Source organism: Aquaticitalea lipolytica (assembly GCF_014641635.1).
Taxonomy (GTDB): Bacteria; Bacteroidota; Bacteroidia; order Flavobacteriales; family Flavobacteriaceae; genus Aquaticitalea; species Aquaticitalea lipolytica.
Genome location: NZ_BMIC01000002.1, coordinates 348,647 through 374,378, shown reverse-complemented (window position 1 = coordinate 374,378; position 25,732 = coordinate 348,647). Strand labels below are relative to the sequence as shown.

At 30.7% G+C, this 25,732-nt stretch carries 24 protein-coding genes and 1 other RNA gene; 8 read left to right on the top strand and 17 right to left on the bottom strand.

Annotation, left to right across the window (positions count from 1 at the left end; translation table 11 throughout):
• Nucleotides 1-22 precede the first annotated feature (22 nt).
• Together IEW41_RS08570 and smpB are read right to left on the bottom strand one after the other, a co-directional pair.
• Nucleotides 23-2,488, bottom strand: coding sequence for a DUF5686 and carboxypeptidase regulatory-like domain-containing protein (locus IEW41_RS08570; protein ID WP_188605931.1), 2,466 nt, complete (start codon nt 2,486-2,488; stop codon nt 23-25).
• A gap of 108 nt (nt 2,489-2,596) precedes the next feature.
• Nucleotides 2,597-3,055: an SsrA-binding protein SmpB gene (gene smpB, locus IEW41_RS08565; RefSeq protein WP_188605930.1), complete on the bottom strand. Its 459-nt coding sequence runs from the start codon at nt 3,053-3,055 to the stop codon at nt 2,597-2,599.
• A gap of 92 nt (nt 3,056-3,147) precedes the next feature.
• On the opposite strand from smpB, the gene IEW41_RS08560 reads away from it, so the two are divergent.
• A complete protein-coding gene (locus IEW41_RS08560) occupies nt 3,148-3,888 on the top strand; it encodes a DUF6503 family protein (RefSeq protein WP_188605929.1) in 741 nt (246 codons plus the stop codon).
• Here IEW41_RS08560 and IEW41_RS08555 read toward each other — a convergent pair.
• The 6 genes from IEW41_RS08555 to clpB form a co-directional block, all read right to left on the bottom strand.
• Complete coding sequence (locus IEW41_RS08555; RefSeq protein ID WP_188605928.1) at nt 3,881-4,405, bottom strand: SixA phosphatase family protein; 525 nt, start codon at nt 4,403-4,405, stop codon at nt 3,881-3,883. The genes IEW41_RS08560 and IEW41_RS08555 overlap by 8 nt on opposite strands.
• A 34-nt stretch (nt 4,406-4,439) precedes the next feature.
• Complete coding sequence (locus IEW41_RS08550; protein ID WP_188605927.1) at nt 4,440-4,988, bottom strand: GNAT family N-acetyltransferase; 549 nt, start codon at nt 4,986-4,988, stop codon at nt 4,440-4,442.
• Nucleotides 4,989-4,993: 5 nt separating this feature from the next.
• Complete coding sequence (gene deoD, locus IEW41_RS08545) at nt 4,994-5,692, bottom strand: purine-nucleoside phosphorylase (RefSeq protein WP_188605926.1); 699 nt, start codon at nt 5,690-5,692, stop codon at nt 4,994-4,996.
• Between the two features lie 32 nt (nt 5,693-5,724).
• Nucleotides 5,725-6,387 (bottom strand): deoxyribose-phosphate aldolase, encoded by a 663-nt coding sequence (deoC, locus tag IEW41_RS08540; protein WP_188605925.1) that lies wholly within the window; start codon nt 6,385-6,387, stop codon nt 5,725-5,727.
• A gap of 245 nt (nt 6,388-6,632) precedes the next feature.
• Complete coding sequence (locus IEW41_RS08535) at nt 6,633-7,493, bottom strand: TraB/GumN family protein (RefSeq protein WP_188605924.1); 861 nt, start codon at nt 7,491-7,493, stop codon at nt 6,633-6,635.
• 112 nt (nt 7,494-7,605) lie between these two features.
• Complete coding sequence (gene clpB, locus IEW41_RS08530) at nt 7,606-10,209, bottom strand: ATP-dependent chaperone ClpB (protein ID WP_188605923.1); 2,604 nt, start codon at nt 10,207-10,209, stop codon at nt 7,606-7,608.
• 189 nt (nt 10,210-10,398) lie between these two features.
• Between clpB and ytxJ the strand changes: the two genes are divergently transcribed.
• Nucleotides 10,399-10,785, top strand: coding sequence for a bacillithiol system redox-active protein YtxJ (gene ytxJ / locus IEW41_RS08525; RefSeq protein WP_188605922.1), 387 nt, complete (start codon nt 10,399-10,401; stop codon nt 10,783-10,785).
• Nucleotides 10,786-10,861: 76 nt separating this feature from the next.
• On the opposite strand, the gene IEW41_RS08520 is transcribed toward ytxJ, so the two are convergent.
• The 3 genes from IEW41_RS08520 to fahA all read right to left on the bottom strand — a co-directional run bounded on the left by IEW41_RS08520 (nt 10,862) and on the right by fahA (nt 13,684).
• Nucleotides 10,862-11,005 (bottom strand): DUF5679 domain-containing protein, encoded by a 144-nt coding sequence (locus IEW41_RS08520; protein WP_188605921.1) that lies wholly within the window; start codon nt 11,003-11,005, stop codon nt 10,862-10,864.
• An 83-nt stretch (nt 11,006-11,088) separates the two neighbouring features.
• The gene (locus IEW41_RS08515) at nt 11,089-12,273 is read right to left on the bottom strand and encodes a hypothetical protein (protein WP_188605920.1); all 1,185 of its coding nucleotides are present in this window, start codon (nt 12,271-12,273) and stop codon (nt 11,089-11,091) included.
• Nucleotides 12,274-12,391: 118 nt separating this feature from the next.
• A complete protein-coding gene (fahA, locus tag IEW41_RS08510; protein ID WP_188605919.1) occupies nt 12,392-13,684 on the bottom strand; it encodes a fumarylacetoacetase in 1,293 nt (430 codons plus the stop codon).
• 158 nt (nt 13,685-13,842) lie between these two features.
• Here fahA and glyA point away from each other — a divergent pair, with 158 nt between their 5' ends.
• On the top strand, nt 13,843-15,114 hold the full coding sequence (gene glyA / locus IEW41_RS08505; protein WP_188605918.1) for a serine hydroxymethyltransferase: 1,272 nt from the start codon (nt 13,843-13,845) through the stop codon (nt 15,112-15,114).
• Nucleotides 15,115-15,123: 9 nt separating this feature from the next.
• Nucleotides 15,124-16,848: an FG-GAP-like repeat-containing protein gene (locus tag IEW41_RS08500; protein WP_188605917.1), complete on the top strand. Its 1,725-nt coding sequence runs from the start codon at nt 15,124-15,126 to the stop codon at nt 16,846-16,848.
• Here the strand turns inward: IEW41_RS08500 and IEW41_RS08495 are convergent, their stop codons facing one another.
• The 4 genes from IEW41_RS08495 to IEW41_RS08480 all read right to left on the bottom strand — a co-directional run bounded on the left by IEW41_RS08495 (nt 16,849) and on the right by IEW41_RS08480 (nt 20,310).
• Complete coding sequence (locus IEW41_RS08495) at nt 16,849-17,226, bottom strand: hypothetical protein (protein WP_188605916.1); 378 nt, start codon at nt 17,224-17,226, stop codon at nt 16,849-16,851. It lies immediately after the preceding gene.
• Between the two features lie 34 nt (nt 17,227-17,260).
• Entirely contained in the window at nt 17,261-18,802 is a 1,542-nt protein-coding gene (locus IEW41_RS08490) for a hypothetical protein (RefSeq protein ID WP_188605915.1), read from the bottom strand.
• Between the two features lie 82 nt (nt 18,803-18,884).
• Nucleotides 18,885-19,274, bottom strand: a complete 390-nt coding sequence (locus tag IEW41_RS08485; RefSeq protein ID WP_188605914.1) for an acyl-CoA thioesterase — start codon at nt 19,272-19,274, stop codon at nt 18,885-18,887.
• Nucleotide 19,275: 1 nt separating this feature from the next.
• Entirely contained in the window at nt 19,276-20,310 is a 1,035-nt protein-coding gene (locus tag IEW41_RS08480; protein ID WP_188605913.1) for a glutaminyl-peptide cyclotransferase, read from the bottom strand.
• Between the two features lie 88 nt (nt 20,311-20,398).
• On the opposite strand from IEW41_RS08480, the gene ffs reads away from it, so the two are divergent.
• Together ffs and IEW41_RS08470 are read left to right on the top strand one after the other, a co-directional pair.
• An RNA gene (gene ffs / locus IEW41_RS08475) (signal recognition particle sRNA small type) lies at nt 20,399-20,497 on the top strand.
• A gap of 61 nt (nt 20,498-20,558) precedes the next feature.
• Entirely contained in the window at nt 20,559-21,362 is an 804-nt protein-coding gene (locus IEW41_RS08470) for an SDR family oxidoreductase (RefSeq protein WP_188605912.1), read from the top strand.
• Nucleotides 21,363-21,365: 3 nt separating this feature from the next.
• On the opposite strand, the gene IEW41_RS08465 is transcribed toward IEW41_RS08470, so the two are convergent.
• Entirely contained in the window at nt 21,366-21,527 is a 162-nt protein-coding gene (locus IEW41_RS08465) for a hypothetical protein (protein ID WP_188605911.1), read from the bottom strand.
• Between the two features lie 293 nt (nt 21,528-21,820).
• Between IEW41_RS08465 and fsa the strand changes: the two genes are divergently transcribed.
• Nucleotides 21,821-22,474 (top strand): fructose-6-phosphate aldolase, encoded by a 654-nt coding sequence (fsa, locus tag IEW41_RS08460; protein WP_188605910.1) that lies wholly within the window; start codon nt 21,821-21,823, stop codon nt 22,472-22,474.
• Between the two features lie 51 nt (nt 22,475-22,525).
• Here the strand turns inward: fsa and IEW41_RS08455 are convergent, their stop codons facing one another.
• The gene (locus IEW41_RS08455) at nt 22,526-23,953 is read right to left on the bottom strand and encodes a TlpA family protein disulfide reductase (RefSeq protein WP_188605909.1); all 1,428 of its coding nucleotides are present in this window, start codon (nt 23,951-23,953) and stop codon (nt 22,526-22,528) included.
• Nucleotides 23,954-24,098: 145 nt separating this feature from the next.
• Here IEW41_RS08455 and IEW41_RS08450 point away from each other — a divergent pair, with 145 nt between their 5' ends.
• Nucleotides 24,099-25,724: an ABC-F family ATP-binding cassette domain-containing protein gene (locus IEW41_RS08450; protein WP_188605908.1), complete on the top strand. Its 1,626-nt coding sequence runs from the start codon at nt 24,099-24,101 to the stop codon at nt 25,722-25,724.
• The last annotated feature ends 8 nt before the right edge of the window (nt 25,725-25,732 follow it).

Sequence of the window (25,732 nt, the reverse complement as noted above, 5' to 3'; positions counted from 1 at the left end):
AATTGATTTTATCATACTTCATCTAAAAGAATTTTAAACCAAAAATAATAGCATCGCTTTGAAATCCGCTTTGGTATGAGCGTAAATAATCTATACGTAAAAATCTAAATTTCCCCCAACCAATATTGTCAATCCCAATTGTGTATTCTTGATAAGGCTTGTTATCTGGCGTTGATAGAAAATGAGCTCCAGCAATAAGGTTAAAATTAAGCTTATTGATAAGTGGAATTTTTCCTAACAAAAACCCATTAAAATCATGCTCTGCATGAAGCTCTACATACGATTTATTTGTACTCATAGAGTAATATGGGAGATTGTTAAAAACATCTAAATATGAACCTTCACCAAAGTGTGTTTGGTTACCATTAAAATGATGGTAATCCATAAAAGCAATATTATCGGCATTAAAAAACTGTCCAGCTTTTAAGTTGTATTGAAAACGACCTTTGTCTCTAATATTAAAGCTTTGTGTTAACCTACCCTTAATCTGATCGAAATTATAATCTGAAATAGATGATGAGAATCCTTTTTCATAACCTAAAATTAGAGTTGGATACTTGCCGTTTGGAATATTAAACTTGCTATCAGGATAGCTCATATAATCCTGATCAAAATTAATTCGACCACTAATATCTAATTTAAAAATAGTGTGATTATTAAATGGAGCAATACCATATGCTGTATCATCTAATGGGTTATTGCTTGTATATTCTCTGTTGTCCTTTGGATACCAAGCTTGATCTGTAGTATTAAATAACGCTTTTCTGTTTTGATAACTAATACTAGAGTTTAATCGGAAGCCATTAAATAATTCATTAGAATAGGCAATTTGAGCAAAACTATTTTCATATATTTTCATATAGTTTTGTTCTGAGAATAAAGAAAAACCACTATTTAGAGATCTTGATATTGGCTCGCTTGCATTAAATTGTTGTGTAGTTATACCTCCAGAAATAGTTAAAAAAGGTCTACTAATATTATTAAATTTATAAGTAGCGGCAAGGGTTCCTCTTAACCTATCATCACTAAAGCCATAGTTTACTGTTCCACTAAGAGAAAAATAGCGTTTGTATTCGTCATAGTTTTTACGATAGTAAGCACTAATATTAGCATTCCAACCTTGTACTGTATTGAATGTGAAAGTTGAAATTGGAGATGTTATTCCTGCATTCCAGTTTTTATAAGTATTACTGTAATTGTAACCAGAAAAGAGCTTGCCAATTTTAAACTTATTATTTACTCTATCAATAGAATCTTTATAGGTTTTAGAGTCGCGTACCACCTGAATACTATCTTTTTTTATGTAGTCTGTGATCTCTTCATCTGTTAATGGTACAGGACGAATAGCTTGCCAAAATGTTGAATCTTTTTTATTGGCATTGTCTTCAAAAGCCACTATTTCTCTACCAAACTCTTTTTTTGTTATTTCTGGATTAAAAATATAGTTGCTATAAACTGCTGTAAAACGACCATCACCTTTAATACCAAAAATAGCATATTTAAAATCTATTTTTTGAGATATTTTAGCCCAAACTTTATCTGTTTCTGAATATGAGAAGTCTTGTTTTATAGTTATAACGTCTGCTGCAGGTATTCGAGCTTGTGTGCCTGTTATATCAAGTTCTAGAGCATAAATAGTCCATTGGTTTTCTACAATGTATATGGTTCCTGCAAAAATAGGGTCGTTTTCTCTTTTAGGAATTACTGTAACTTTATTGATGAGGTTACCTTTATCATCATAAAAAATACCATCTAATTTATAATTGTAGTAACTAAAAGCATTGTTTGCAATTGGAGATATGATCTGATTGCCAAGCTCTATAGTATTGTCGTAAAAATTATAATCTACATCTATAGCAGTATTAAAACTAAAACCACTATCATCACCACTTACTTTAGAGCCTGTTATCTTTTCTTTAAGTTTGTCGGGTCTTAAAAATTCAATTTTTGAAATCGTTTCAGATAAGTAAATAACACCACTTCTCGTTGAGTCTAACCCTCCTCCAAGATCACCAATATCTTGACCAAATATTTTTTCAGGTGCATTTTTAATTCTTATTAATCCTCGAGAGTAAAAATCGGCTTTATACGAATTTATTTTTTCAAGATTAGATTTTCTAAACTCTATAGCTTTTCTAATTATTTTATTAGCTGGATTCTCGTTAGAGTTAACTACTACTTCATTAAGTGAAATTTCTTCTTCAGCTAAAATTGCATCTAAAGTATATGGAAATGTTTCAATTTTAACAGTTTTCTTTACTGTTTTATATCCTAAAAACTGAAAAACTATAGTGTAAGTGTCTGCTTTTCTAATGTTTAACTCATAATTACCTTCTTCATTACTAGTAGTGCCTATATATGTATTTTCTACATATATATTTACAAAAGGAAGTGTTTGGTTTTTATTGTCTTTAACGATTCCGTTAATTTGAGAGAACGATGAGAAGCTAATTAAGCCAATAAGAATAATTAATAAAGATTTTGTCATAATTGTATGGTTATATATCTATAGACGCATTTTTTTGACAAATAGTTGCCTAAGATTAATCAAACATAATTATAAAAAATCTTACAAGTTGTTATAGCAATCTTAAAATTACTTGTATATTTTTTTAATCCTATCAAGATTTCGTTTGTTGTCTCTATCTTTAATAGTGTCTCTTTTGTCGAAAAGTTTTTTTCCTTTTGCTAAAGCAATTTCTAATTTGGCATATCCATTTTCATTAATATATAATCGTAACGGAATTATGGCCAAGCCCTTGGTTTGTATGTCTTTATGAAGACTTTTTAGCTCCTTTTTATTGAGGAGTAATTTACGTTCTGCTTTTGGTCTGTGATTGTAATAGTTACCAAATGCATACTCTTCAATAGTCATGTTTATTACAAACAACTCACCTTTATCATTAAACTCACAAAAACTTTCGGCAATTGAAGCTTTACTACTTCTAATCGATTTAATTTCTGTTCCTGTAAGTACAATGCCAGCAGTATATTTGTCTAATATTTCATAGGCAAAACGTGCTTTTTTGTTTAGTATATTGATGTTTTTTTGCATGGAGGTCAAAGGTAAATAAATTAAGATAACTTTTTAAATGGAAACGAAAAGTAATTGATAGTTTTACGACTATATTCAGAAAAACAATAAACATGAAATATTTTATTACTCTGCTTTTATCTTTTTTACTATTTAACTGTAATGACAACAAAACAGAAGTTATTAATGCTAATAAAATTATAGATGAATCTATTCAGGTTTCAGGAGGTCATAAAATAGATACTTCAGTTATAGAATTTAACTTTAGAGATATTAATTATAAGGCAACACGACTAGGTGGAAAATTTAAGTTAGAGCGTGTTTTTTTAGACTCAATAGGTGAAATCAGAGATGTTTTGAGTAATAATGGGTTAGATAGGTATATTAATGAAAGTTTAGTAAATCTTCCAGATTCAATGGCTACAAAATATTCTGCATCAGTAAATTCTGTGCATTATTTTGCTGTTTTACCTTATGGTTTGGATGGAAAGGCTGTAAATAAAACTTATGTTAATGAGGTTGATATAAAAGGCAAATCGTATCATAAAATAAAAGTCACATTTAATGAAGAAGGTGGAGGAGAAGATTTTGAAGATGTTTTTATGTATTTGGTTAATACAGTAACAAGTAAAGTTGATTATCTAGCCTATTCTTATAATGAAGATGATGGTAAAGGATTACGATTTAGAGAAGCCTATAATGAACGCTATGTTAAAGGTATTAGATTTGTAGATTATAACAATTACAAACCAAAAGATAATACTTCAAAACTTGAAGAGTTAGACAAGCAGTTTATTGATAATAAGCTTGAATTATTATCTAAAATTGAGCTTAAAGAAGTTACTGTCAATTAATAGTTAAAACAGTATCAGAAATTTTACCATCAATAATTGTAACAATGTATATATTACCATTATTATTGTCATCGATATCTTGATATTTTTTTTGCTTAATAACAGCATTTACAAAGGCTGGAGTAGTATTACTATGTCCAACAACAAGAACCGTTTTTCCTTTAGTATCATTTAAAAACCCTTCAGCATTATCTATACCTCTTGGATCGTAAAGTGTTATCTCAAGATTATTTTTTGTAGCTGTAGGCTGCGCAGTTTCTTTTGTTCTGTTGTAGTTAGTAGAGTAAACAGCATCAAACTTAATATTTGCTAGAATAGCATTCCATTGTTCAGCTCTATCTAATCCAATGTCTATTAAGTGTGGATCTCTATCGGTTTTATCTGTCCTGTCTTTTTCTGCATGACGAATAAAATAATACGTTGTTACTGTAGTTTCACTATTGTTTTTAGCTTTTTCTTGTGCATTTACATTAAAAACAAAGAGTAATGCAATGGCGAGTATTTGTAAGTGTTTCATTTTGATTGATAATTAAAAAAATAAATATACAGAATTATTTATCGTCTAGAAATTTATATAAAATATTCATTCCTCTTAAGTGTTTGTGTATGAGCTCAAAATCTAAAACAGTTGTATTGCTAATAGAAAACCCATGTTTTTCATAAAAGCGTAGTGCTTGCGATTGTGTATCCATAGCTTTAAGCCAAATAAGTTCACTACCTTTTAGTTTTGCGCTAGATTCTGTCCAATCCATTATTTGTTTAGCAACACCTTTGCCTTGAGCTTCTTCGCCTAGATATATTCGATGTAAATAAGTGGCTTTTTTATCAGGGAAGTCTACTAAAGGTTTATCATGTTGCAACCTTAAAATGCCAACTTTTTTTGAATTGTATATGATAAAATAATAATGGCTGTTTTGTTCTGAAAATTCAAGTGAAAAATTCTCTATATCATACATTTTATTGAGGTACCAACTGCAGTCTTCATTGTTCCAAAATGATTTATATGCAGGAGGATAAATACGTTTCATCAACAATTTTAGTTCAGGTTGATGCCTTATCTCTATATTTTGCAGTTGAATTAAATCAGAGATGTTTATCATATAGTCTAAGCTAATTCTAGAGCTATTCGTATCATATCTTTAAAAGTGGTTTCTCGTTCTTTACTCGTAGTGCGCTCGCCAGTTACCAAAGAGTCTGAAATGGTAAGGATGCTTAAAGCACTTACATTATGTTTTGCTGCTACAGTATATAATCCTGCAGTTTCCATTTCTACGCAAAGCACACCAAATTTGCTCCATTTTTTGTAAGATTCAAACTCATCAGCATAAAACTCGTCGCTTGTTAGTACATTTCCTCCTTTAAGTTCAATTTTTTTAGACTTAGCAATTTCAACAGCTTTTAAAAATAAATTAAAGTCTGCAGTAGGAGCGAAGTCAGCTCCTCCAAAGCGTAATTCGTTAACACCAGAGGTTGAAGAAGCAGCCATAGCAAGCACAATATCTCTAACTTTTACATGGCTTTGGTAAGAACCAGAACTACCAACTCTTATAAGGTTTTTTACTCCAAATTCGGTGATTAATTCGTGTGCATAAATTGAAATGCTTGGAACTCCCATTCCTGTTCCCATAGCTGAAATTTGTTTGCCATTATAAGTGCCTGTATAGCCATACATGCCTCTAACTTCGTTAAAACAAACTGGGTTCTCAAAAAATGTTTCTGCTATCCATTTGGCTCTTAAAGGGTCGCCAGGAAGTAAAATAGTTTCAGCGATATCGCCATTTTTGGCATTAATATGTACACTCATGCTAATAAATTAATTTATCATAAAGATAAAAATTAATATTTAGCAACAGATGTTTTATTAGTTACTATAGCAACACCAGATGAAGTGCCTATTCGGCTTACGCCAGCATCAATATATTTTTGAGCTGTTTCAAGGTCTTTAATACCTCCTGAAGCCTTTATTTTAGCTCTGTCTCTTACTGTTTTCTTAATAATTTTTACAGCAGTTAAAGTTGCACCACTTTTAGAAAAACCAGTAGAGGTTTTAATAAAATCGACTTTGGCATCTAAGCAAATTTCACAAGCTTTAACAATTTCGTTTTTAGAGAGTTCACTTATTTCTAAAATAACTTTTAGAGGTATTCTGCCAATAGCCATTTTAACGTCTGTAATATCTTTTAGAACAGCCACGTGGTTTTTACTTTTTAAGAAGCCTATATTAATAACCATATCTATCTCACCTGCACCATCATGTACAGCTTTTTGAGCTTCAAAAACTTTGGATGCAGTAGACATTGCTCCAAGAGGAAAACCAACTACAGAACAAATTTTTACTGATGATTTTGATAATAATTGTTTAGCTAAAGGAATATAGCTACTATTAACACAGACAGAATAAAATTGAAATCTTTTTGCTTCATTACATAAATCGATTATATCTCTTTCTGTTGTGGTGGGTTTTAATAGGGTATGGTCTATATATGCGTTAATATTCATAATAAATGTAGGTTAAGATGTATCAAAAATACGACAAACGGTTTGTTTTAAAAAATGAAATGCGATTATTTGGGGTGCATTTTATCGAAAAGAAACCATTATTTTTTTAATTGCTTAAATGTGAGAATTTTAATATCTCATTAATTTAATGAAAAAACGCTCATTTATTGTTTTTATTTGATTTTTAACACCAAAAAAGCCTCATTTTAAGAGGCTTTTAACTTTTTATGATATAATATTATTTTTTATAAAACAGCTTTTACTGTATATCCTTTTTTGCGTAATAAATTAATTACACCATTATCTCCAGGTAAATGGGCAGCTCCAACACCAAAAAAAGTGGCTTGCTTTTTTGAGAAACCTTCAATTTTTTCAATCCAGTTTTCATTTCTATTGTCTAACATAACATCTTTATGCTTAGTTGTGCTTAAGTTTTTGTCTTCCATCATCATTGTGTTGAGTCCTTCTAAATCTTTAGCATCATATAATTCTAGCATTTTTTGAAATGTTTCTTTATCGTAAGCCATATTATCTTTAGCTGAACGCAATAAATCTGTTACTTGATCTTCATAAGGAATAGCTTCAAACACATTTAGCTGCTCTTCAATAGTTTCTAAACCTAAAACTTCTTCTTCTTGTTCGTGTGCTACTTTAATAAGCTCATTTTCAAATGATTGAACAGTACAGTTAAGTAGTTTTGGGTACATCATAGCTGTTAAAAAGAATGGCTTTATATTTCCTACCATAGTTATTGGCATTCCAATTTCTTCTTTTAAAAATGCTCCTAAAAGCTCATAATCTTCTTCATTTACCAAATCTTTTATGGTTTTTCCATCTTTCATGTAAATACCTTTCATCATTTCCGTTTGCATATTAGGATCATCCATATCTAATTCTAAAACCAAAAGTGTTGTATTGTCTAATGCTATTTTGATATTATCATCTAAAGATGCGTCGCATGTCATATGAATTGTTCCAAATAAGTATGAAGATTTTTCTAAACCATTACCTGAAATTTCCCAAAGCAATGATTTTTCTAATTTTTGCGCTTGCATTTGAAAAAGTGATGTGATGCTTAAAGCAAAAATGTAAAGTAATTTTCTCATAATTTGTTTTTAGTTTTTATATAGGTGAGTAATATTATAAAAATGTTACAAAAAAAAGCAGCGATTATCTTAAAAAGACTCTCGCTGCTCTCAAACTAACCAACCACACTAATTATTTAGTCACCAAATCACTTTGGTTTCTAAACACTAGGTTATCATTAAACTCATCAAGTAATATTATACTATCTGTTGTAACCTTACCTGATAGTATTTCTTTACTTAATGCGTTAAGCACTTCTTTTTGTATTACTCGTTTTACTGGCCTTGCTCCATATTCTGGATTATAGCCTTTTTTTGCTAAATACTCAATTGCTTCTTTAGTTGCATCGAATGTAATGTTTTGCTGTGCTAACATTTTGGTTACTCCTTTTAATTGTAAGCCTACAATAGCAGTAATATTTGCTTGGCTTAAAGGTGTAAACATTATAGTATCATCAATTCTGTTTAAAAATTCTGGTCTTACACTTTGTTTTAATAGTGCAAGGACATCTACTTTCGCAGCTTCAATTGCAGATTCAATATCTTTAGTAGCTTCAAAACGCTCTTGTATTATTTGGCTTCCCATATTAGAAGTCATAATAATAATTGTGTTTTTAAAGTCTGCAACACGACCTTTATTATCGGTTAAGCGACCTTCGTCTAGTACTTGTAATAGAATATTAAACGTATCTGGATGAGCTTTTTCAATTTCATCTAATAAAACAACTGAATATGGTTTTCTTCGAACTGCTTCAGTGAGTTGACCTCCTTCATCATAACCAACATATCCTGGAGGTGCACCAACTAATCTGCTAACTGCATGTCGTTCTTGGTATTCACTCATATCTATTCTGGTCATTGCGTTTTCATCATCAAATAAATACTCTGCCAACGCTTTAGCAAGCTCTGTTTTACCAACGCCAGTTGTTCCTAAGAATAAAAATGTACCAATAGGTTTTTGTGGGTTTTGTAATCCTGCTCTAGAACGTCTTACAGCATCACTTACAGCTGCAATAGCTTCTTCTTGACCTACTACGCGTTTGTGCAACTCATCTTCAAGTTTTAAAAGCTTCTCACGTTCGCTTTGTATCATTTTGGTTACAGGTATTCCTGTCCATTTTGCAACTACTTCAGCGATATCTTCATAAGTTACTTCTTCTTTTATTAAAGAGCTTTCATTTTGATTTTTTTGCAACTCTTTTTGAAGTTTTTCTAAATGCTCTTGCGCTTCTTTAATCTTCCCATAACGTAATTCCGCTACTTTGCCGTAATCACCTTCTCGTTCAGCACGTTCTGCTTCAAGTTTATAATCTTCAATATTTGCTTTTGCAGTTTGAATATTATCTACAACTTCTTTCTCACTTTTCCACTTTGCATTAATCTCATTACGTTCTTCTTTTAAATTTGCTAAATCCGAACGAAGCGATTTCAGTTTTGTTTCATCTTTTTCTCTTTTTATAGCCTCAATCTCTATTTCCAATTGCATAATTTTTCTATCCAAAACGTCTAACTCTTCAGGTTTTGAATTGATTTCCATTCGTAATTTAGAAGCAGCTTCATCCATTAAGTCAATAGCTTTATCTGGTAAAAAGCGATTGGTTATATATCGCTCTGAAAGTTCAACAGCACCAATGATAGCTTCGTCTTTTATACGAACTTTATGATGTGTTTCATATTTTTCTTTAATTCCACGAAGTATAGAAATCGCACTTTCGGTATCTGGCTCGTTGACCATTACTTTTTGGAAACGACGCTCTAGTGCTTTATCTTTTTCAAAATATTTTTGATACTCATCTAAGGTTGTAGCACCAATTGCACGAAGTTCGCCACGAGCTAATGCAGGTTTTAAAATATTTGCTGCATCCATTGCGCCTTGTCCACCACCAGCTCCAACAAGTGTATGAATTTCATCAATAAAGAGTACGATGTCACCATTACTTTCAGTAACTTCTTTTATAACTGCTTTTAAACGTTCTTCAAACTCGCCTTTGTATTTTGCTCCAGCGATTAACGCTCCCATATCTAGTGCGAAAATTTGTTTGTCAACTAAATTTTCAGGGACATCGCCATCAACAATTCTATGCGCTAAACCCTCAGCAATAGCAGTTTTACCTGTACCTGGCTCACCAACTAGTATTGGGTTGTTTTTTGTTCTACGCGATAAAATTTGAAGTATTCTACGAATTTCTTCATCACGACCAATTACAGGATCTAGTTTTCCGTCTTTTGCTAATTGGTTTAGGTTTTTTGCATACTTATTAAGTGAGTTGTAAGTTTCTTCTTGACTTTGTGAAGTAACTCTATCGCCTTTGCGTAATTCATTAATACTAGCTTTTAAATCTTTTTCAGTTACACCTTGATCTTTTAGCATTTGTGCAATTTTACTATTAGACTTTAATACAGCAAGAATTAAATGTTCAATAGACACATAATCATCGTTCATTTTTTTTGCTATAATTGAAGCTTCGTTTAGCGTTTTGCCAGCTTCGCGTGAGAGCATGATGTCTCCACCAGACACTTTTGAAAAACTTTCTAGTTGCTTATCTAATGCTTGTTGTAATACTAATTCGTTTACATTTAGTTTTTTAAGAATAAATGGTAATACGTTTTCATCAACTTCAGAAATAGCCTTAAAGAGGTGTTCGTTTTCTATTTGTTGATGACCATAACTTTGAGCAAGCTGTTGTGCTTGCTGTATGGCTTCTTGCGATTTTATAGTATAATTATTAAAATTCATATGATTTTATTTACGTTATTTCCTTGTAAGAGGAAATCAATTTCTTTTTCTTTACATAAAGGTTAAGTCAATTATCTTACCAATACATTTTTAAAGACAAAATGTCGTTAAATCACTGCAATAGAGTGACTTTTTGTCTTATTGTAAGATTTTAATGATTGTGCGACTTAAATAAATAAAATACGAATTATGGGTTTTTTAAACAAGATATTTAACAGCAATACAACGCCAAAAGAAGAGAAGGTATTACCTTGGATTGCTTTAACTAGTATAGATCAATTAAGTGATATAGAACAAAAATCGAAAGATAAAACTCAAACGATATTTAAGCACTCTACACGTTGTGGAATTAGTAGAATGGTTATGAGTCAGTTTGTAGACGCTTTTGATATTGATGCTAATATAGATTTATATTATTTGGATTTGTTAAACTACAGAGAGGTGTCTAACGAAACTGGTTATAAGTTTCAAGTACTACATGAATCACCTCAATTGTTAATTATTAAAAATGGAGTAGTGGTTACACATGCAAGTCATGGAGCAATTAATGAGGTAGATTTAAGTAAGTTTGTTTAACTTAGATATATTTTAGAATAAAAAAAACTCCCAAATTTGTTTTGGGAGTTTTTAATTTTTTTAAGATAATGATTGCTTATGCTTTACCCATTATTCTGAACATTCCTGTTCCACAAGTTGGGCATTTACCTTTCATAGCTTTTCTACCATTTTTCATTGTAGTTTCTTTAGCATCTTTCATCTCTTTTTTTGACTTACATTTTACGCAATATCCTTCCATGTTTTTGTTTTTTTATTAAATGTTATTCATAAAAGTAAGTTTTATGTTGTTAACACACAAATTACTTTGCGAGTTTTTATTTTTTATCCTCTCCGCATTCGATAAGATGTTATAATATTTTTGAGTTTTATCTTTAAATCTTCGCCTGTATCATACACCATTTGTTCGTTGGATGGGAATGGAACTCGACGATTTCTAACTATGTTTAAATCTTCATTGGTTAAAGCGCGTTCATCTCCTCTAACTGTTGCAAATCTGTTTTCAAACACAAATTCACTATCTATTGGAAAAGCATCTAAAACCTGATTAGTTTTTAGATCTACATAAACTACATTTGCAATTACCTGAGTTGATTTAAACTGGTTAAATTCAAAATAGCGAGCTCTTACATTTACTATATTATCGATTTTAATATCGTTACCTAAGCTATCTTTCATCACATTTCCTGCATCGTCCAACTGATATTTCCATCCATCAACAATTTGTTTTTCTCTTAATAATTGCTTTTCGTGCAATTCTTCAGGCGAAATATTAATACGCTTTAGTTGCAATTGCATAGCATAATCATAATCTATTTGTGGGTTTGAGTTTGCATGATAGACAATCCAAAACTGATTTAATCCATAGGTATCAAAATTTAATAAATCATCTTCCAAACGACGTGGAATTATTTGATTTGTCTGATTCTCTATAGTAACAATAACAAACTCAGTACCACGCTCATGTGCTTCTTGTAAAAGACTTCTTGTGTCTTCATAGTTAGGGTTTATTCGCTCTATATATTTAAATACATCATAAGCTTGTCTAATAGTATATTTATCATCAGATTCTAATAAATCCAACCCTTTATCGTACATATAGTCTGATACTTTTTCTCGTGATTCAACTATAGCATCTGTATAATCGTTTAGCTTAATTTTTATGTCTCTACCATTAATTTGTAAAGGCAATACAGCTTTTACAGCTTCCTGACGAGCATTTAAATTTAAATACAAATCGTAAATAGTTTTGTAATGCTCTGGATTACCATCTTTTTTTAGGTGCTTAATATTAAGCAAATCGCGCTCATTTGCTTTTGCGTAAGCATCTTCTAACAACATAACATAATCTTGTTTACGCTTTTTGTCTTTGTTGTTTTCTAGTTTTTTTAAAGCATCTTGTATTGCTTGGTTGTAATTACCAGAATGCAGTGCTTTTTCAATTTGTTTTCTTCCACTACAGGATACCAATACTGAAAGAAGGACTGTAAAGAGTAGAAATTTTTTCATAAGTTCTGGTTTTTAAAAATTTAATTATAGTATAAAATCCAATTAGTGTGCCAAATCAAAAAAATAACCCTCAATTTTAAAAAGCTGAGGGTTAATATTTTGATAATTAGACAATTAATTATTTTTTCTTTTTCGGATTATAAATTGGTAACAGTTGTGTGGAGACTTCACCAAACCCAATTCGAGTTCCGTCTTTTTCACAATGACCTCTCATTATTACTGTATCGTAATCGTTAATAAACTTTCGCTCTGTGCCATCTTTCATTTTAATTGGTTTTTCTCCTCTCCAAGTTAATTCTAGCATTGAGCCATATGAATCTGGTGTTGGTCCTGAAATAGTTCCGCTTCCCATCATATCTCCAGAGTTTACTGGGCAACCATTAACTGTATGATGAGCTAATTGTTGAGACATGTTCCAATACATGTATTTAAAGTTAGATTTACTAACGATAGTTTCTTTAGCATCTTTTGGTCTAATTGCCACTTCAAGATTAATATCGTAACTCTTTTTACCTTTACTCTGTAAATAAGGTAATACAGGTTTTATTGGTTTAGGACTTTCTACTTTAAAAGGTTCTAATGCATCTAGAGTAACAATCCAAGGAGACATCGATGAAGCAAAGTTTTTAGCTAAAAATGGTCCTAATGGTACATATTCCCATTTCTGTATATCTCGTGCAGACCAATCATTAAATAAAACTAATCCGAAGATGTATTCTTCAGCTTCTGAAACAGGAATAGGTTCTCCTAAATCGTTAGCATCTGTAGTTATAAAAGCCATTTCTAATTCAAAATCTATCAACTTTGAAGGTCCAAAAACTGGGTCTGTCGCACCATTTGGTAATGTTTGTCCTTGAGGTCTGTGTACTGGAATTCCTGATGGAATAATAGAACTACTACGTCCATGATAACCAACTGGAATGTGTAACCAATTTGGTAATAAAGCATTATCAGGATCTCTAAACATAGTACCTACATTAGTTGCATGCTCTATACTTGAATAAAAATCTGTGTAATCACCAATTTGTACTGGTAATTGCATTTCAATTTCATCTAATCTAAAACAAACTCTTTCTTTATGTTTAATGTTGTTTTTTAAAGCTGTATTGTTACTATCAAAAATTTGAGCAATTCTATTTCTAACAGCTCTCCAGGTTTTTCTACCATCTGCAATAAAATCATTTAAAGTATCCTGAAGAAATATATCTTCTGTTAAAGGAATTCCATCAAAATAACCCAATTGATGCAAAGCACCAAGATCAATTGCAGTATCACCAATTCTAGTTCCTATAGTAATAATGTCATCTCGAGTTAAAAAGACACCAAATGGAATATTTTGTATTGGGAAATCCGAATTTTTTCCAACGTGTAACCACGAAGTTCTATCTGGATTATTTGCTGATAATGGCATAGTTGTATTGTTAATTAGTTGTTTATTAAATTCTATATCAAATATATGTTTTTTGGTCAATTTAACTAATGTATTTGTTATTTTTGATAAATTTTTAACTTAAAAATCAATTCATCCCAATTTTTAGGGATTTACAGAAATATACTAAATAAATTTATATGCAACGCGACCAACAAATTTTTGAATTAATTGAAGCTGAAAAAGAAAGACAACTACATGGACTAGAACTAATTGCATCGGAAAACTTTGTTAGCGAGCAAGTTATGGAAGCTGCAGGTTCTGTTTTAACTAACAAATATGCTGAAGGTTATCCTGGTAAACGTTATTATGGTGGTTGTGAAGTTGTTGATGAAGTTGAACAAATTGCAATTGATAGAGCAAAAACATTATTTGGTGCATCTTATGTTAATGTGCAGCCACATTCTGGAAGTCAGGCAAATACAGCAGTATATTCGATGTGTTTAAAACCTGGAGATAAAATTCTTGGTTTTGATTTATCACATGGAGGACATTTAACACATGGCTCGCCTGTTAATTTTTCTGGTAAGTTATATAATCCTTCATTTTATGGAGTTGATAAAGCTACAGGTCGTATAGATTACAATCAATTAGAAAGTACAGCAAAAAAAGAACAGCCAAAGCTAATTATTGCAGGTGCTTCTGCATATTCTCGTGATATGGACTTTAAAGCTTTCCGTCAAATAGCTGATAGTGTTGGAGCTATTTTAATGGCAGATATTTCGCATCCTGCTGGTTTAATTGCAAAAGGTATTTTAAATGATCCAATTCCGCATTGCCATATCGTTACAACTACAACACACAAAACATTGCGTGGGCCAAGAGGAGGAATGATTATGATGGGTGAAGATTTTGAAAATCCTTTCGGATTAAAAACACCAAAAGGTGAGACAAGAATGATGTCGTCACTTCTAGATTCAGGAGTTTTTCCTGGAAATCAAGGAGGTCCTTTAGAACATATTATTGCGGCTAAAGCAATTGCTTTCGGAGAAGCTTTAACAGACGATTTTATGCATTATATGTTGCAAGTAAAGCATAATGCTGATGCTATGGCTAAGGCATTTGTAGATCGAGGATATCATATTATTTCTGATGGAACAGATAATCATATGATGCTTATAGATTTAAGAAATAAAAACATTACAGGTAAAGATGCTGAACAAGCTTTAGTTAAAGCGGAAATTACGGTAAATAAAAATATGGTACCTTTTGATGATAAATCTCCATTTGTTACTTCTGGAATTAGAGTAGGAACTCCTGCTATAACTACAAGAGGATTGAAAGAGGTTGATATGGATGCTATTGTTGGGTTAATTGATGAAGTTATTAATAACTATCAAGATGAAGCTAAATTAGAAGCTATAGGAGAAAAGGTAAATGAAATGATGAAAGGGAAACCTTTGTTTTCTTAAACAGATATTATGAATACTATAAAAAACATAAAGATTTTACTAATAACACTATTAGTATCTCAGTATGTTTTTTCTCAATCCTTTTTTGAAGATAAAGCCATACAGCTTGGGATATTTAATTCTTGGAATTATGATGTAAAGCTTGGAGGTGTTAGCTTTTTTGATTTTGATAATGATGGTTGGGACGATATTACTACTGCATGTAAAGCAGATAGGCCAGTTAAGTTTTATAAAAATGTGTCTGGAACATTTGTAGAACAAAATTTTAATCTTACAATCACTGGTCATTCTAAACAAGTTTTATGGGTAGATTATGATAATGATGGTGACAACGATTTATTTGTCACTAAAGTAGATGGAGCCAATAAACTTTATCAAAATAATGGGAGTTTTAGTTTTGTAGATGTAACTGCTTCAGCAGGTTTTCCTAACACAGGTTCATTAAAAACTTATGGTGCAGCATTTGGTGATATTGATAATGATGGTTATTTAGATGTTTTTCTGTGTAATAAAGACGATTCAAATGTGATTCCTAATCAACTATATCGTAATAATGGAAACGGTACATTTACTAATATTTCTAATTCAGCTGGCATAAGTTCTGTTGGTCATTTATCTTTTTGTGCATCTTTTTTTGATTACGATAAAGATGGATATCAAGATATATATATATCAAATGATAGATTGCCTAACAAAAACATTTTGTATCGGAATAATGGAAATGGTACGTTTTCAGATGTAAGCGTAGCATCTGCAACGAATATTACAGCTAATGCAATGTCTACTACCATTGATGATTATAATTATGATGGTTGGCTTGATATTTATGTTACTAATACTTCCGAAGGAAATTTTTTATTAAAAAACAATGGAAATGGAACTTTTACAAATCAAGCAGTTAGTACTGGAACCGTTTTTAATAGTATTGGTTGGGGCGCAATTTTTTTTGATGCAGATAATGATATAGATTTAGATTTATATGTAAGTGGTATGATAGACAATCCAAATATAGGTTTATTAACATCGGCCTTTTATGAGTGTCAGCCAAATTATACTTATACAATACCAGCAAATGCTGGATTTGCAAATGACAACTATGTTAGTTTTTCTAATGCGATTGGCGACATAGATAATGATGGTTATACAGATTTTATTGTTGCTAATCAAGCACCTGATAATCACTCATTATGGCAAAATACAGGCGGAACAAATAATTGGTTAAAGGTTAAACTGCAAGGTGTACAAAGTAATAAAAATGGAATAGGTTCTTGGATAGAAGTTTATGCGAATAACAAAACTATGTTTAGATATACATTATGTGGCGAAGGTTTTTTATCTCAAAACTCTGGGACAGAAATTTTCGGAATTGGTAATGCAACAACAATAGACTATGTTAAAGTAAAATGGCTAAGTGGAGTAGAGGATATATATAATAATGTTAGCCCTAATCAAACGCTATTAGTTATTGAAGGAACCAGTACATTGTCTTTAAATGAAGACGATTACAGAAACATAAAAATTTATCCAAACCCATCGACAGGGATTATATATTTTTCAGATGTATTAGAAACTACCGAAGTGTTAGTTTATGATTACTTAGGAAGAAGAATAGAAACTTTAAATATTGATGCTAATCTTAATCAAATAGATTTGAGCAATTATGCCAAAGGTGTTTATTTATTGGATATAAAAACCAAAACAAAATCTTTTAGCAAAAAGGTTATTTTAGAATAATTAGCAAAAAGGATTCATATTAAATAATCCTAATACTCCAAGTATTAAAGCTGCGTCTCCAACAATTACTTTAAATGGCATTAACCAGTTAGAAGCTTTAAGTAGTGAATTTCCAATACCAGGAATTTTTGTGAGTTGTTGAGGTAAAAGTAGTAAGCCACAAGCAATACCAACGACTCCAAATATGATGCATTCAATTTTTAAAATATAAATTATACCAATAATTAATGTTGCAAAACCAATTACAGCATTAAATGGTTTTAATTTAGCTGCAATATTGTTAAAGAAGTTGCTTTTACCATCTAATCGGTCTAAAGCAGTTATAGCAAGTAAAATTCCAGCACAAATACAGGCAATTTCAAAAATAAGATTAATCATAAATTATTTATTTGATGATATAAATATAATGATTTTAATCTTCAAAAGTGATGTGCTGATAAGCACCTAAATCTGGAGATGCAGTTCTATTTACGTTTAAAATATCTAAAGGTACCTGACTTGCAAAAGATGCATTTCCCTGTCCATTTGCAGCAGATGCATCACCAATAATTAGCATATTATTAAACTCATCTAAAAAGTCTGGGTCTTGATTTAGTATAATATTTGTATAATGTAATGAATCTGTAAAATCAATTGGATTATTATTTACCTGATACCTTATTAAACAACTATTAAAAAAGTAATTAAAAGCGCTTCCGCTTTCTTCATCTAAAATCAATTCAGGATTATCATTTCCGTATATTATGCAGTTGCTAAAATTAGCTTCAACTAAATCGTTTGTAAAGGTGGTGTCATTCTCATCAACAATATAATTATTGAGTAAAAGTGCAGGAAATTGCCTAAAGCTATTATTCCAATAATTAGCAATAGTACAATGTGTAAAATTATATTTGCCGCCATAAGTACCAGCAAACGAAGATTGTCCAGCGTTATTTAATACTACATTTTCTGCAGTAATTGATGTAGCTCTACCTAAAATTCCGAAATTACTTGAGTTGAATATTTTAGAATTAGTAATTGTAAGCTTGTCTATTGGAGCATTTTGATTGTTTTCAACAAGCAAACCAACTGTAGCATTTTTTATAGTTGCAAAGTGAATTTCATTTTCAATACTTCCGCTAAACAACCATATGGTTCCCCATTGCCCAGGAATGTCTTCAAATAAAGGTTCTAATCTATCACCTTCAAAAATAACTTCATTTTCTAATATATCTTGGTCTGTACTTAATTGTCCATTTACTTTTAATGATGCATTATTGGTTATTAATAGTCCAGAATTTGCATGAAAATGTACTCTTGCTCCAGCATCAATATTTAACGTTTTGCCTTCATCAACAGCTGCATAGCCATAAATAACATAAGGTTTTTCGTTTGTAAATGTGAGTTCGCTATCAGTTAAAAATCGACCTTGTATAGACGTTTCGTCATCATTACCATCGCCATCAACATCAAAAGTTAAAGTCTCTATTACACCTTCACTATCTCTGTTTGGATATATAAAAACAGCATCTTTAACAAGTGTTACTAATTCAACTTTTTGTAGGTTGGAGCCACTATCAAACTCAATAGCATCAGTATATAAAAACTGATTATTAGCAGCAACAACTGTTTGAATATCGAAAGTGGTTTCTATAAAAATATACATGCTATCTTTTGCAAGAAGTTCAATATTTTGAAACTCTTTTCCTGGCATTCCATCTACATTTAAACGATAATTTGATGCTTGACCTTGTGATAATCGAATTGTTGGAATAACAATATCAGAATTACTTCTGTTATAAACTTTTAGATTATAAGTGCTTGAACCAATATTTGTAAATACTGTATCTAAATAGACTGTGTCTTTTGAAAATTGAAGATCTCCAGTACTTGGTGAAAACTCAAAGTCTTTTCGACAAGAGCTCCAAAGCACTAAAACTGAAATGGTAAATAAAAAGTATAAACTTCTTTTCATTGGTATAAGTTTAATTTTTGATGGCCAATAATTGGTTAAAAATATAACTTTTGAATCAATGAATTAGTATGTGAACAGTATTTTAATTAAATAAATTTATTATTTCTGGAGTAACTCGCGAAGGTCGTTTTGTTTCTTTAGATATAAGACACCAAGTGGTTTGAGAAGCTGCTAAAAGCTTATTAGTGTTTTTATTAATTATTTCTACGTGACGAATTGAGGTAACACCTTCAGATTTTTCAACAAAGGTTTTTACTGTTAGCACATCGTTTAAAAGTGCTTCACCTTTATATTCAATGGTGTGCTTTAGTAATACCCAAAAGTAAGAGTCACTTATATGTTTTGTTACTTTAGAATTCCAATGTTCGGCAGCAATATCTTGAACCCATTGTACATAACGCACATTATTAACATGGTTTAGTTGGTCTAAATCGTCTGCGGTTACTGTAATGTTTTTTTCGAAGGTTTGCATATTACTTTATAAAAACTTCAACCTCAAACAATTTGTCCCAACGCTTTCCAGTAACAAATATGGTTTTGGTTTCTGGATTGTAAGCAATGCCATTTAATACATCTAAACCAGGATGTTGTTTTACTTTTTCTTTTAAAGCAGAAAAATCCAAAACACCCTCAACAGCACCATTTTCTGGATTTACGATAACAACACCATTGCGTTGGTAAATGTTAGCATAAATTTTGCCATTTATCCATTCTAACTCATTAAGGCTTGGTATTTTTCCGTTGTTTGTATACACTTGTATAAAGCTTTCTTCTGCAAGAGTAGTAGCATTTAATGTCCATATATCCTCTGTTCCGTCAGATTTATAAATTGCTTTTCCATCGTTGCAAAGTCCCCAACCTTCCTTGCTTTTTCCATATTTAAAACTGCTTGTTTTTTCTAATGTTTCAACATTATAAACAAAGCCAATCTGCTCTTGCCATGTAAGTTGGTAAATGTTATTGTTTAAAATGGTTAAACCTTCACCAAAATACTGATTCGCGAGATTTACGTTTTTTAGAACTTCAGCCGATTTGTAATCTAGCTTTCTTAATTTAGATTCTCCATACTGTCCAGTACTTTCATATAATATACCATTATGAAACTCTAAACCTTGTGTGTATGAGGTGATATCATGTGGATATTCGTTTATAATTTTATAATCATAAATTTTAGGGGCTTCATTATTAAGAACAGTAATGGTTGAAGTGATTTCTTCTGAAGTGTCATCATATTTTACTACTGCAGTAACTATTTGCTTGCCAAGATTTATGTTTTCAAGAACTGAAGATGGATTAACAATACGATCACTTAATTTATAAGTAACAGAGTTTATAGTAAGGTTTTTAGAATTTTTAAGTGTTAAATTTAGAGTTTCACCTAAAGCAATAGTATTGTTTTTCGCATTGGTTTCTATAGAAAAATTATTTTTTTTTGAACCTGAAGTATCACCACAATTCAATAAAAAAACTGATAATAAGGTGATTATAAAAAGTTTAATTGACGACATGAGAACTGTAATTTTTTGAGCAAGTTATTTAATTAAATTCAGTTTAAAAAATCATTGCACAACTATTAAAAGATTGTATCTTTGCACTCGGCAAGTCCTACACAACCAGCTCCTGTTGAATCCTCCAGGTCGGGAACGAAGCAAAGGTAAATGGTCGTAGCGGTGTGATGTAGGTAGCTTGCCTTTTTTTGTACCTAATACTTTCCTATTATTATTGTATTTTTATCTCATCAAATTTTTAAGTATTTATGTCTAAAGTTGTATTAATTACAGGTGGATCTTCTGGAATTGGAAAATCAATGGGTGAGTTTTTAAGTGAAAAAGGATTTACTGTTTACGGAACTAGCAGAACACCAGAAAAATATACTGATAGCAAATTTAAATTAGTGCAATTAGATGTTTCTGATACCACATCAATACAAAATGCAATTCAAGCTATTATTAAAGAAACAGGTCGCTTAGATGTTGTTGTAAATAATGCAGGAGCAGGTATAACAGGACCTATTGAAGAAATTCCTGAAGCAGAAATAAAACGCAATTTCGAAACCAATTTTTTTGGACCAATAAACGTCATTAAAGCTGTTTTGCCACAAATGCGAATTCAAAATTCTGGGCTTATTATTAACATTACATCTATAGCTGGTTATATGGGATTGCCTTATAGAGGAATTTATAGTGCGAGTAAAGGTGCTTTAGAGCTAGTAACAGAAGCCTTTAGAATGGAGATTAAAGACTTTAATATACAAATGGCCAATGTTGCTCCAGGAGATTTTGCAACCAATATTGCTGCAGGTCGTTATCATGCACCAGTAAAAGACGACTCGCCTTATAAAACACCTTACGGAAACACTTTAAAAATGATGAATGAGCATGTTGATGCTGGTAAAGACCCTCAGCTAATGGCTAAAGCAATTTTTAATGTTATAAATACACCAAACCCCAAAATTCATTATAAAGTAGGCGAGTTTATGCAAAAATTTTCTATTGTTTTAAAACGAATACTACCAGATAAAGTGTATGAAAAAATGCTTATGAAGCATTATAAGTTGTAGTGCTTATAGGTTAGATTTGTCTCTATTTTTTATCATTAATTTATAGGTTTTATTTCCTATAATTCCACCAAGTGTTATAGATAAAATGAAGTTTGCGATATTCGGTTCAGGATGGCCATTAGTTGCAGGGCTAGCACTATAAAAAAGTGCTATAAATGAATTCATTTCGTGAGTATGATAATAACAAATATCCGGAATTAACATGTCGTAAATTAGAGTAAAACTAATCAGAAGTATTCCAATTCCACCAGCTATAATAAAAACCCACTTTAGAGTTTTACTTTCATTCATTGCAATTTCTTTATTTAATTCAGTTTAAATATTTTTTGTCTATTGTAATATTCATCATTTTATCTTTCCAACAACTTGTTAATATGTTTTAACCAAAATACAACTTTAAAGTTTTTGATTAATTGTAAATTTGCAAAACTTTATAACACAACAAATAAATTAAATAGATGAAATTTTTTATTGATACTGCAAATTTAGCTCAAATTAAAGAGGCACAAGAGTTAGGTATTTTAGATGGTGTAACAACAAACCCATCGCTAATGGCAAAAGAAGGTATTACTGGAGTTAATAATATAATGAAACACTATGTTGATATTTGCAATATTGTAGATGGAGATGTTAGTGCCGAAGTTATTGCTACTGACTACGAAGGTATGATTAGAGAAGGTGAAGCTCTTGCTGATTTGCACGAACAAATAGTTGTGAAACTTCCGATGATTAAAGACGGAATTAAAGCATGTAAGTATTTTTCTGATAAAGGCGTAAAAACTAATGTAACGTTGGTGTTTTCTCCAGGACAAGCATTATTGGCCGCTAAAGCAGGAGCAACTTATGTGTCGCCTTTTATAGGTCGTTTAGATGATATCTCTACAGATGGCTTAAACCTTATTGCTGAAATTAGAATGATTTATGACAACTATGGTTTTGATACCGAAATTCTAGCAGCTTCTGTGCGTCATACAATGCACGTTATTGATTGTGCTAAACTAGGAGCCGATGTTATGACTGGACCTTTAAGTTCTATTACAGGATTATTAAATCACCCACTAACTGATATTGGTTTAGCAAAGTTTTTAGAAGATTATAAAAAAGGAAACTAAATTTCCTTAGTAGATAAAAAAAAAGGCAACTCATTTGAGTTGCCTTTTTTGTTAATGTTTTTTATGAGTTAAATGCTCTAGCTGTTCTTCAAATTCTGAACTAAAAAGCAGAACGTTAGAGTTTATAATTTTAGAGTCTTTATCAATTAAAATAGATTTGTTTACTGAGCTAATTGCTAAAGCGTTTAAGGCTTCATTAGGATCTTTAAATTGATATTCATTAGTAATAGGAAATTTATAAAGTGTTAATGTACTTTTCCAATGCGATTTATCATCATCATTTATATTTATTCCTATAAAATCAATATTTGGGTATTTAGCTTTTAACTGACTTACTTTATAATGACTATTTCTTAATAAAAGAGGTAAACTAGTAGACCAGAAATATATTACTGTTGGTCGTTTTATTAAAGTGTCTATACTAACTTCAATATCATTATAATCTATTAAAGCTACATTAGGAAGCTGTTTACCACGCTTTAGGTTTTTTAATGAAAATGCTAATTCATTTATATAAGCTTTATCTTTTTCGCTTGTACTCTTTTTAATAAACGAACTTAACATTTCTTGAGTTTCTAAACTATCTTGACTTACAGTTATAAAATCTCTAGTTGTATATTTTAATAGATTGTTTTTTATTAAGCTACTAGTAATTAAACTATCCATTAACTCTAACTTTTCTAAATTATAAACGACAGATTTGTTATCAAAAACTACATTATGGGTTGCAGTTTTGTAATATTCTTGTAATGCAATATTATTAAAGTGAGAAAACAGAAATTTATTATATGTATAATAATCGCTTAAGTCTTCAAGATTGTAATCTACTTCTTTTCTAAAATTATAAAAATCTGTAGGTAAATCTTTATGATGTATTAAGTTGCTATAACCATAATAACCAAAAGGATACATCTCTTTATTGGCATAATAATTATAATTTATGCTCGTTTTTGCAATCGTCTTAAATAAATCGGAGTATTCTTTTTCTTCTAAAAACTCGCTCAATTCATTAAGTTTTAATTTTCTAATAGAATCTAAAACACGCTCAAATTTTTCAGGTTCCATTTGGCATAAGTGCATAAATTTTTGATTATCGTCTTCATTTTCTAAAAATGTCTTAATCAAATAATTGTTTTTTCTTGCACCATTACCAGTAAAAACTAAAGATTCATCAAAATCAATTGTGTTTAATCGTAATAATAAGCTGTCTTTTGGTTCTATTAAAACCCATTGAAATTCTCCTCCATGAGAAAAAGTATACAGTCCAGGTTTAAAGTTTGTAATTTTATGAAGGAATCGATTGTCATGGTCTAGATAAAGTGTATCTGACTCATCTTCAGAGTTAAATAGCAATACATAGTCGTTGGTAGGATTAATAATTTCACCACCAAAATAAGCATATTCACCTTTGTCAATACTTTTATTTTTGCAACTAAATAAACTTATTGATACAAATAAAATAATGATGTAATACTTCATATAACTGATGTAGGCTAATATTTTCAATTCTTAACAAAAATAGAGTTTGTAAGCATATACAGTTGTTAATGCGCTGTTAAATGTTTATTTGTGCTTAATGTATGAAGCATTTTAACTACTTTTGCAAAAAATTTAAAGACACATTATGTTATCAGTTTCTAATCTTTCAGTTCAATTTGGTAAACGCATACTATTTGATGAAGTTAATACAACGTTCAATCAAGGTAATTGCTATGGTATTATTGGTGCCAATGGAGCAGGAAAATCTACTTTTTTAAAGATTTTAGCACGAAAAATGGATCCTACATCTGGACATATTCATTTAGAGCCAGGAAAACGTATGTCGGTTTTAGAACAAAATCACAACCTTTATGATGAGCATACAGTTTTAGAAACCATAATTATGGGTAACAAGCCTTTATTTGATTTGAAAGCTCAAATAGATGCGCTTTATGCTGATTATACTGACGAAAATGCAGAAAAAATAGGAGAACTTCAAGTGCAATTTGAAGAAATGAATGGTTGGAATGCAGATAGTGATGCGGCTGCAATGTTATCTAACTTGGGTATAAAAGAAGAGTTTCATTATACATTAATGAAAGATTTAGATGGTAAGCAAAAAGTACGAGTGTTATTAGCTCAAGCACTTTTTGGAAATCCAGACGTATTAATTATGGATGAGCCAACCAACGACTTGGATTATGAAACGATTAGTTGGTTAGAAAACTTTTTGGCAAACTATGATAATTGTGTAATAGTTGTGTCTCACGACAGACACTTTTTAGATTCTGTTTGTACTCATATTTCAGATATCGATTTTGGAAAAATCAATCATTATTCAGGTAATTATACGTTTTGGTATGAATCTTCACAATTAGCAGCAAGACAGCGTGCACAACAAAACAAGAAAGCTGAAGAAAAGAAAAAAGAATTAGAAGAATTTATCAGACGATTTTCTGCAAACGTTGCAAAGTCAAAACAAGCAACAAGTAGAAAGAAAATGATTGAAAAACTTAATATTTCTGATATAAAACCATCAAGCAGACGTTATCCAGCTATTATTTTTGAGCGTGACAGAGAAGCAGGTGATCAAATTTTTCATGTTGAAGGATTAGCAGCATCTACAGAAGGAGATATATTATTTCAAAATATAGATATTAATTTAGCTAAAGGAGATAAAGTAGTTGTGTATTCTAGAGACTCGAGAGCAACAACTGCATTTTATCAGATAATTAATGGTAACATAAAAGCTGATGCAGGAACTTACAATTGGGGAATTACTACAACTCAATCTTATTTACCTTTAGATAATAGCAGTTTTTTCAATAACAAATTAACTTTGGTAGATTGGTTGCGTCAATGGGCTACAACTGAAGAAGAAAGAGAAGAAGTTCATATTAGAGGGTTTCTTGGAAAAATGATTTTCAGTGGAGAAGAAGCTTTAAAAACATCTGATGTGCTTTCTGGAGGAGAAAAAGTACGTTGTATGTTGAGTCGTATGATGATGATGAGAGCTAATGTATTAATGTTAGACGAACCTACAAACCATTTAGACCTTGAGAGTATTACTGCATTTAATAATTCATTAAAGAATTTTAAAGGTACAGTAATGTTTACTACACATGACCACGAATTTGCTCAAACTGTTGCTAATAGAGTTATAGAATTAACTCCTAATGGTGTTATTGACAGATATATGACTTTTGATGAATATATGGACGATAAGAAAATAAAAGAGCAACGCGATAAAATGTATGCTGTAACAGCATAATAAAAAGG

What these genes read in the sequence shown, in the direction of transcription:
- IEW41_RS08560 (WP_188605929.1), top strand. Translation starts at nt 3,148, where the DNA reads ATGAAATATTTTATTACTCTGCTTTTATCTTTTTTACTATTTAACTGT.
- IEW41_RS08470 (WP_188605912.1), top strand. Translation starts at nt 20,559, where the DNA reads ATGTCTAAAGTTGTATTAATTACAGGTGGATCTTCTGGAATTGGAAAA.
- deoD (WP_188605926.1), bottom strand. Translation starts at nt 5,692, where the DNA reads ATGAGTGTACATATTAATGCCAAAAATGGCGATATCGCTGAAACTATT.
- deoC (WP_188605925.1), bottom strand. Translation starts at nt 6,387, where the DNA reads ATGAATATTAACGCATATATAGACCATACCCTATTAAAACCCACCACA.
- ytxJ (WP_188605922.1), top strand. Translation starts at nt 10,399, where the DNA reads ATGGGTTTTTTAAACAAGATATTTAACAGCAATACAACGCCAAAAGAA.
- IEW41_RS08495 (WP_188605916.1), bottom strand. Translation starts at nt 17,226, where the DNA reads ATGATTAATCTTATTTTTGAAATTGCCTGTATTTGTGCTGGAATTTTA.
- IEW41_RS08450 (WP_188605908.1), top strand. Translation starts at nt 24,099, where the DNA reads ATGTTATCAGTTTCTAATCTTTCAGTTCAATTTGGTAAACGCATACTA.
- IEW41_RS08550 (WP_188605927.1), bottom strand. Translation starts at nt 4,988, where the DNA reads ATGATAAACATCTCTGATTTAATTCAACTGCAAAATATAGAGATAAGG.
- IEW41_RS08480 (WP_188605913.1), bottom strand. Translation starts at nt 20,310, where the DNA reads ATGTCGTCAATTAAACTTTTTATAATCACCTTATTATCAGTTTTTTTA.
- IEW41_RS08500 (WP_188605917.1), top strand. Translation starts at nt 15,124, where the DNA reads ATGAATACTATAAAAAACATAAAGATTTTACTAATAACACTATTAGTA.
- IEW41_RS08535 (WP_188605924.1), bottom strand. Translation starts at nt 7,493, where the DNA reads ATGAGAAAATTACTTTACATTTTTGCTTTAAGCATCACATCACTTTTT.
- IEW41_RS08570 (WP_188605931.1), bottom strand. Translation starts at nt 2,488, where the DNA reads ATGACAAAATCTTTATTAATTATTCTTATTGGCTTAATTAGCTTCTCA.
- IEW41_RS08485 (WP_188605914.1), bottom strand. Translation starts at nt 19,274, where the DNA reads ATGCAAACCTTCGAAAAAAACATTACAGTAACCGCAGACGATTTAGAC.
- IEW41_RS08465 (WP_188605911.1), bottom strand. Translation starts at nt 21,527, where the DNA reads ATGAATTCATTTATAGCACTTTTTTATAGTGCTAGCCCTGCAACTAAT.
- fsa (WP_188605910.1), top strand. Translation starts at nt 21,821, where the DNA reads ATGAAATTTTTTATTGATACTGCAAATTTAGCTCAAATTAAAGAGGCA.
- IEW41_RS08490 (WP_188605915.1), bottom strand. Translation starts at nt 18,802, where the DNA reads ATGAAAAGAAGTTTATACTTTTTATTTACCATTTCAGTTTTAGTGCTT.
- smpB (WP_188605930.1), bottom strand. Translation starts at nt 3,055, where the DNA reads ATGCAAAAAAACATCAATATACTAAACAAAAAAGCACGTTTTGCCTAT.
- fahA (WP_188605919.1), bottom strand. Translation starts at nt 13,684, where the DNA reads ATGCCATTATCAGCAAATAATCCAGATAGAACTTCGTGGTTACACGTT.
- IEW41_RS08515 (WP_188605920.1), bottom strand. Translation starts at nt 12,273, where the DNA reads ATGAAAAAATTTCTACTCTTTACAGTCCTTCTTTCAGTATTGGTATCC.
- IEW41_RS08455 (WP_188605909.1), bottom strand. Translation starts at nt 23,953, where the DNA reads ATGAAGTATTACATCATTATTTTATTTGTATCAATAAGTTTATTTAGT.
- glyA (WP_188605918.1), top strand. Translation starts at nt 13,843, where the DNA reads ATGCAACGCGACCAACAAATTTTTGAATTAATTGAAGCTGAAAAAGAA.
- IEW41_RS08555 (WP_188605928.1), bottom strand. Translation starts at nt 4,405, where the DNA reads ATGAAACACTTACAAATACTCGCCATTGCATTACTCTTTGTTTTTAAT.
- clpB (WP_188605923.1), bottom strand. Translation starts at nt 10,209, where the DNA reads ATGAATTTTAATAATTATACTATAAAATCGCAAGAAGCCATACAGCAA.
- IEW41_RS08520 (WP_188605921.1), bottom strand. Translation starts at nt 11,005, where the DNA reads ATGGAAGGATATTGCGTAAAATGTAAGTCAAAAAAAGAGATGAAAGAT.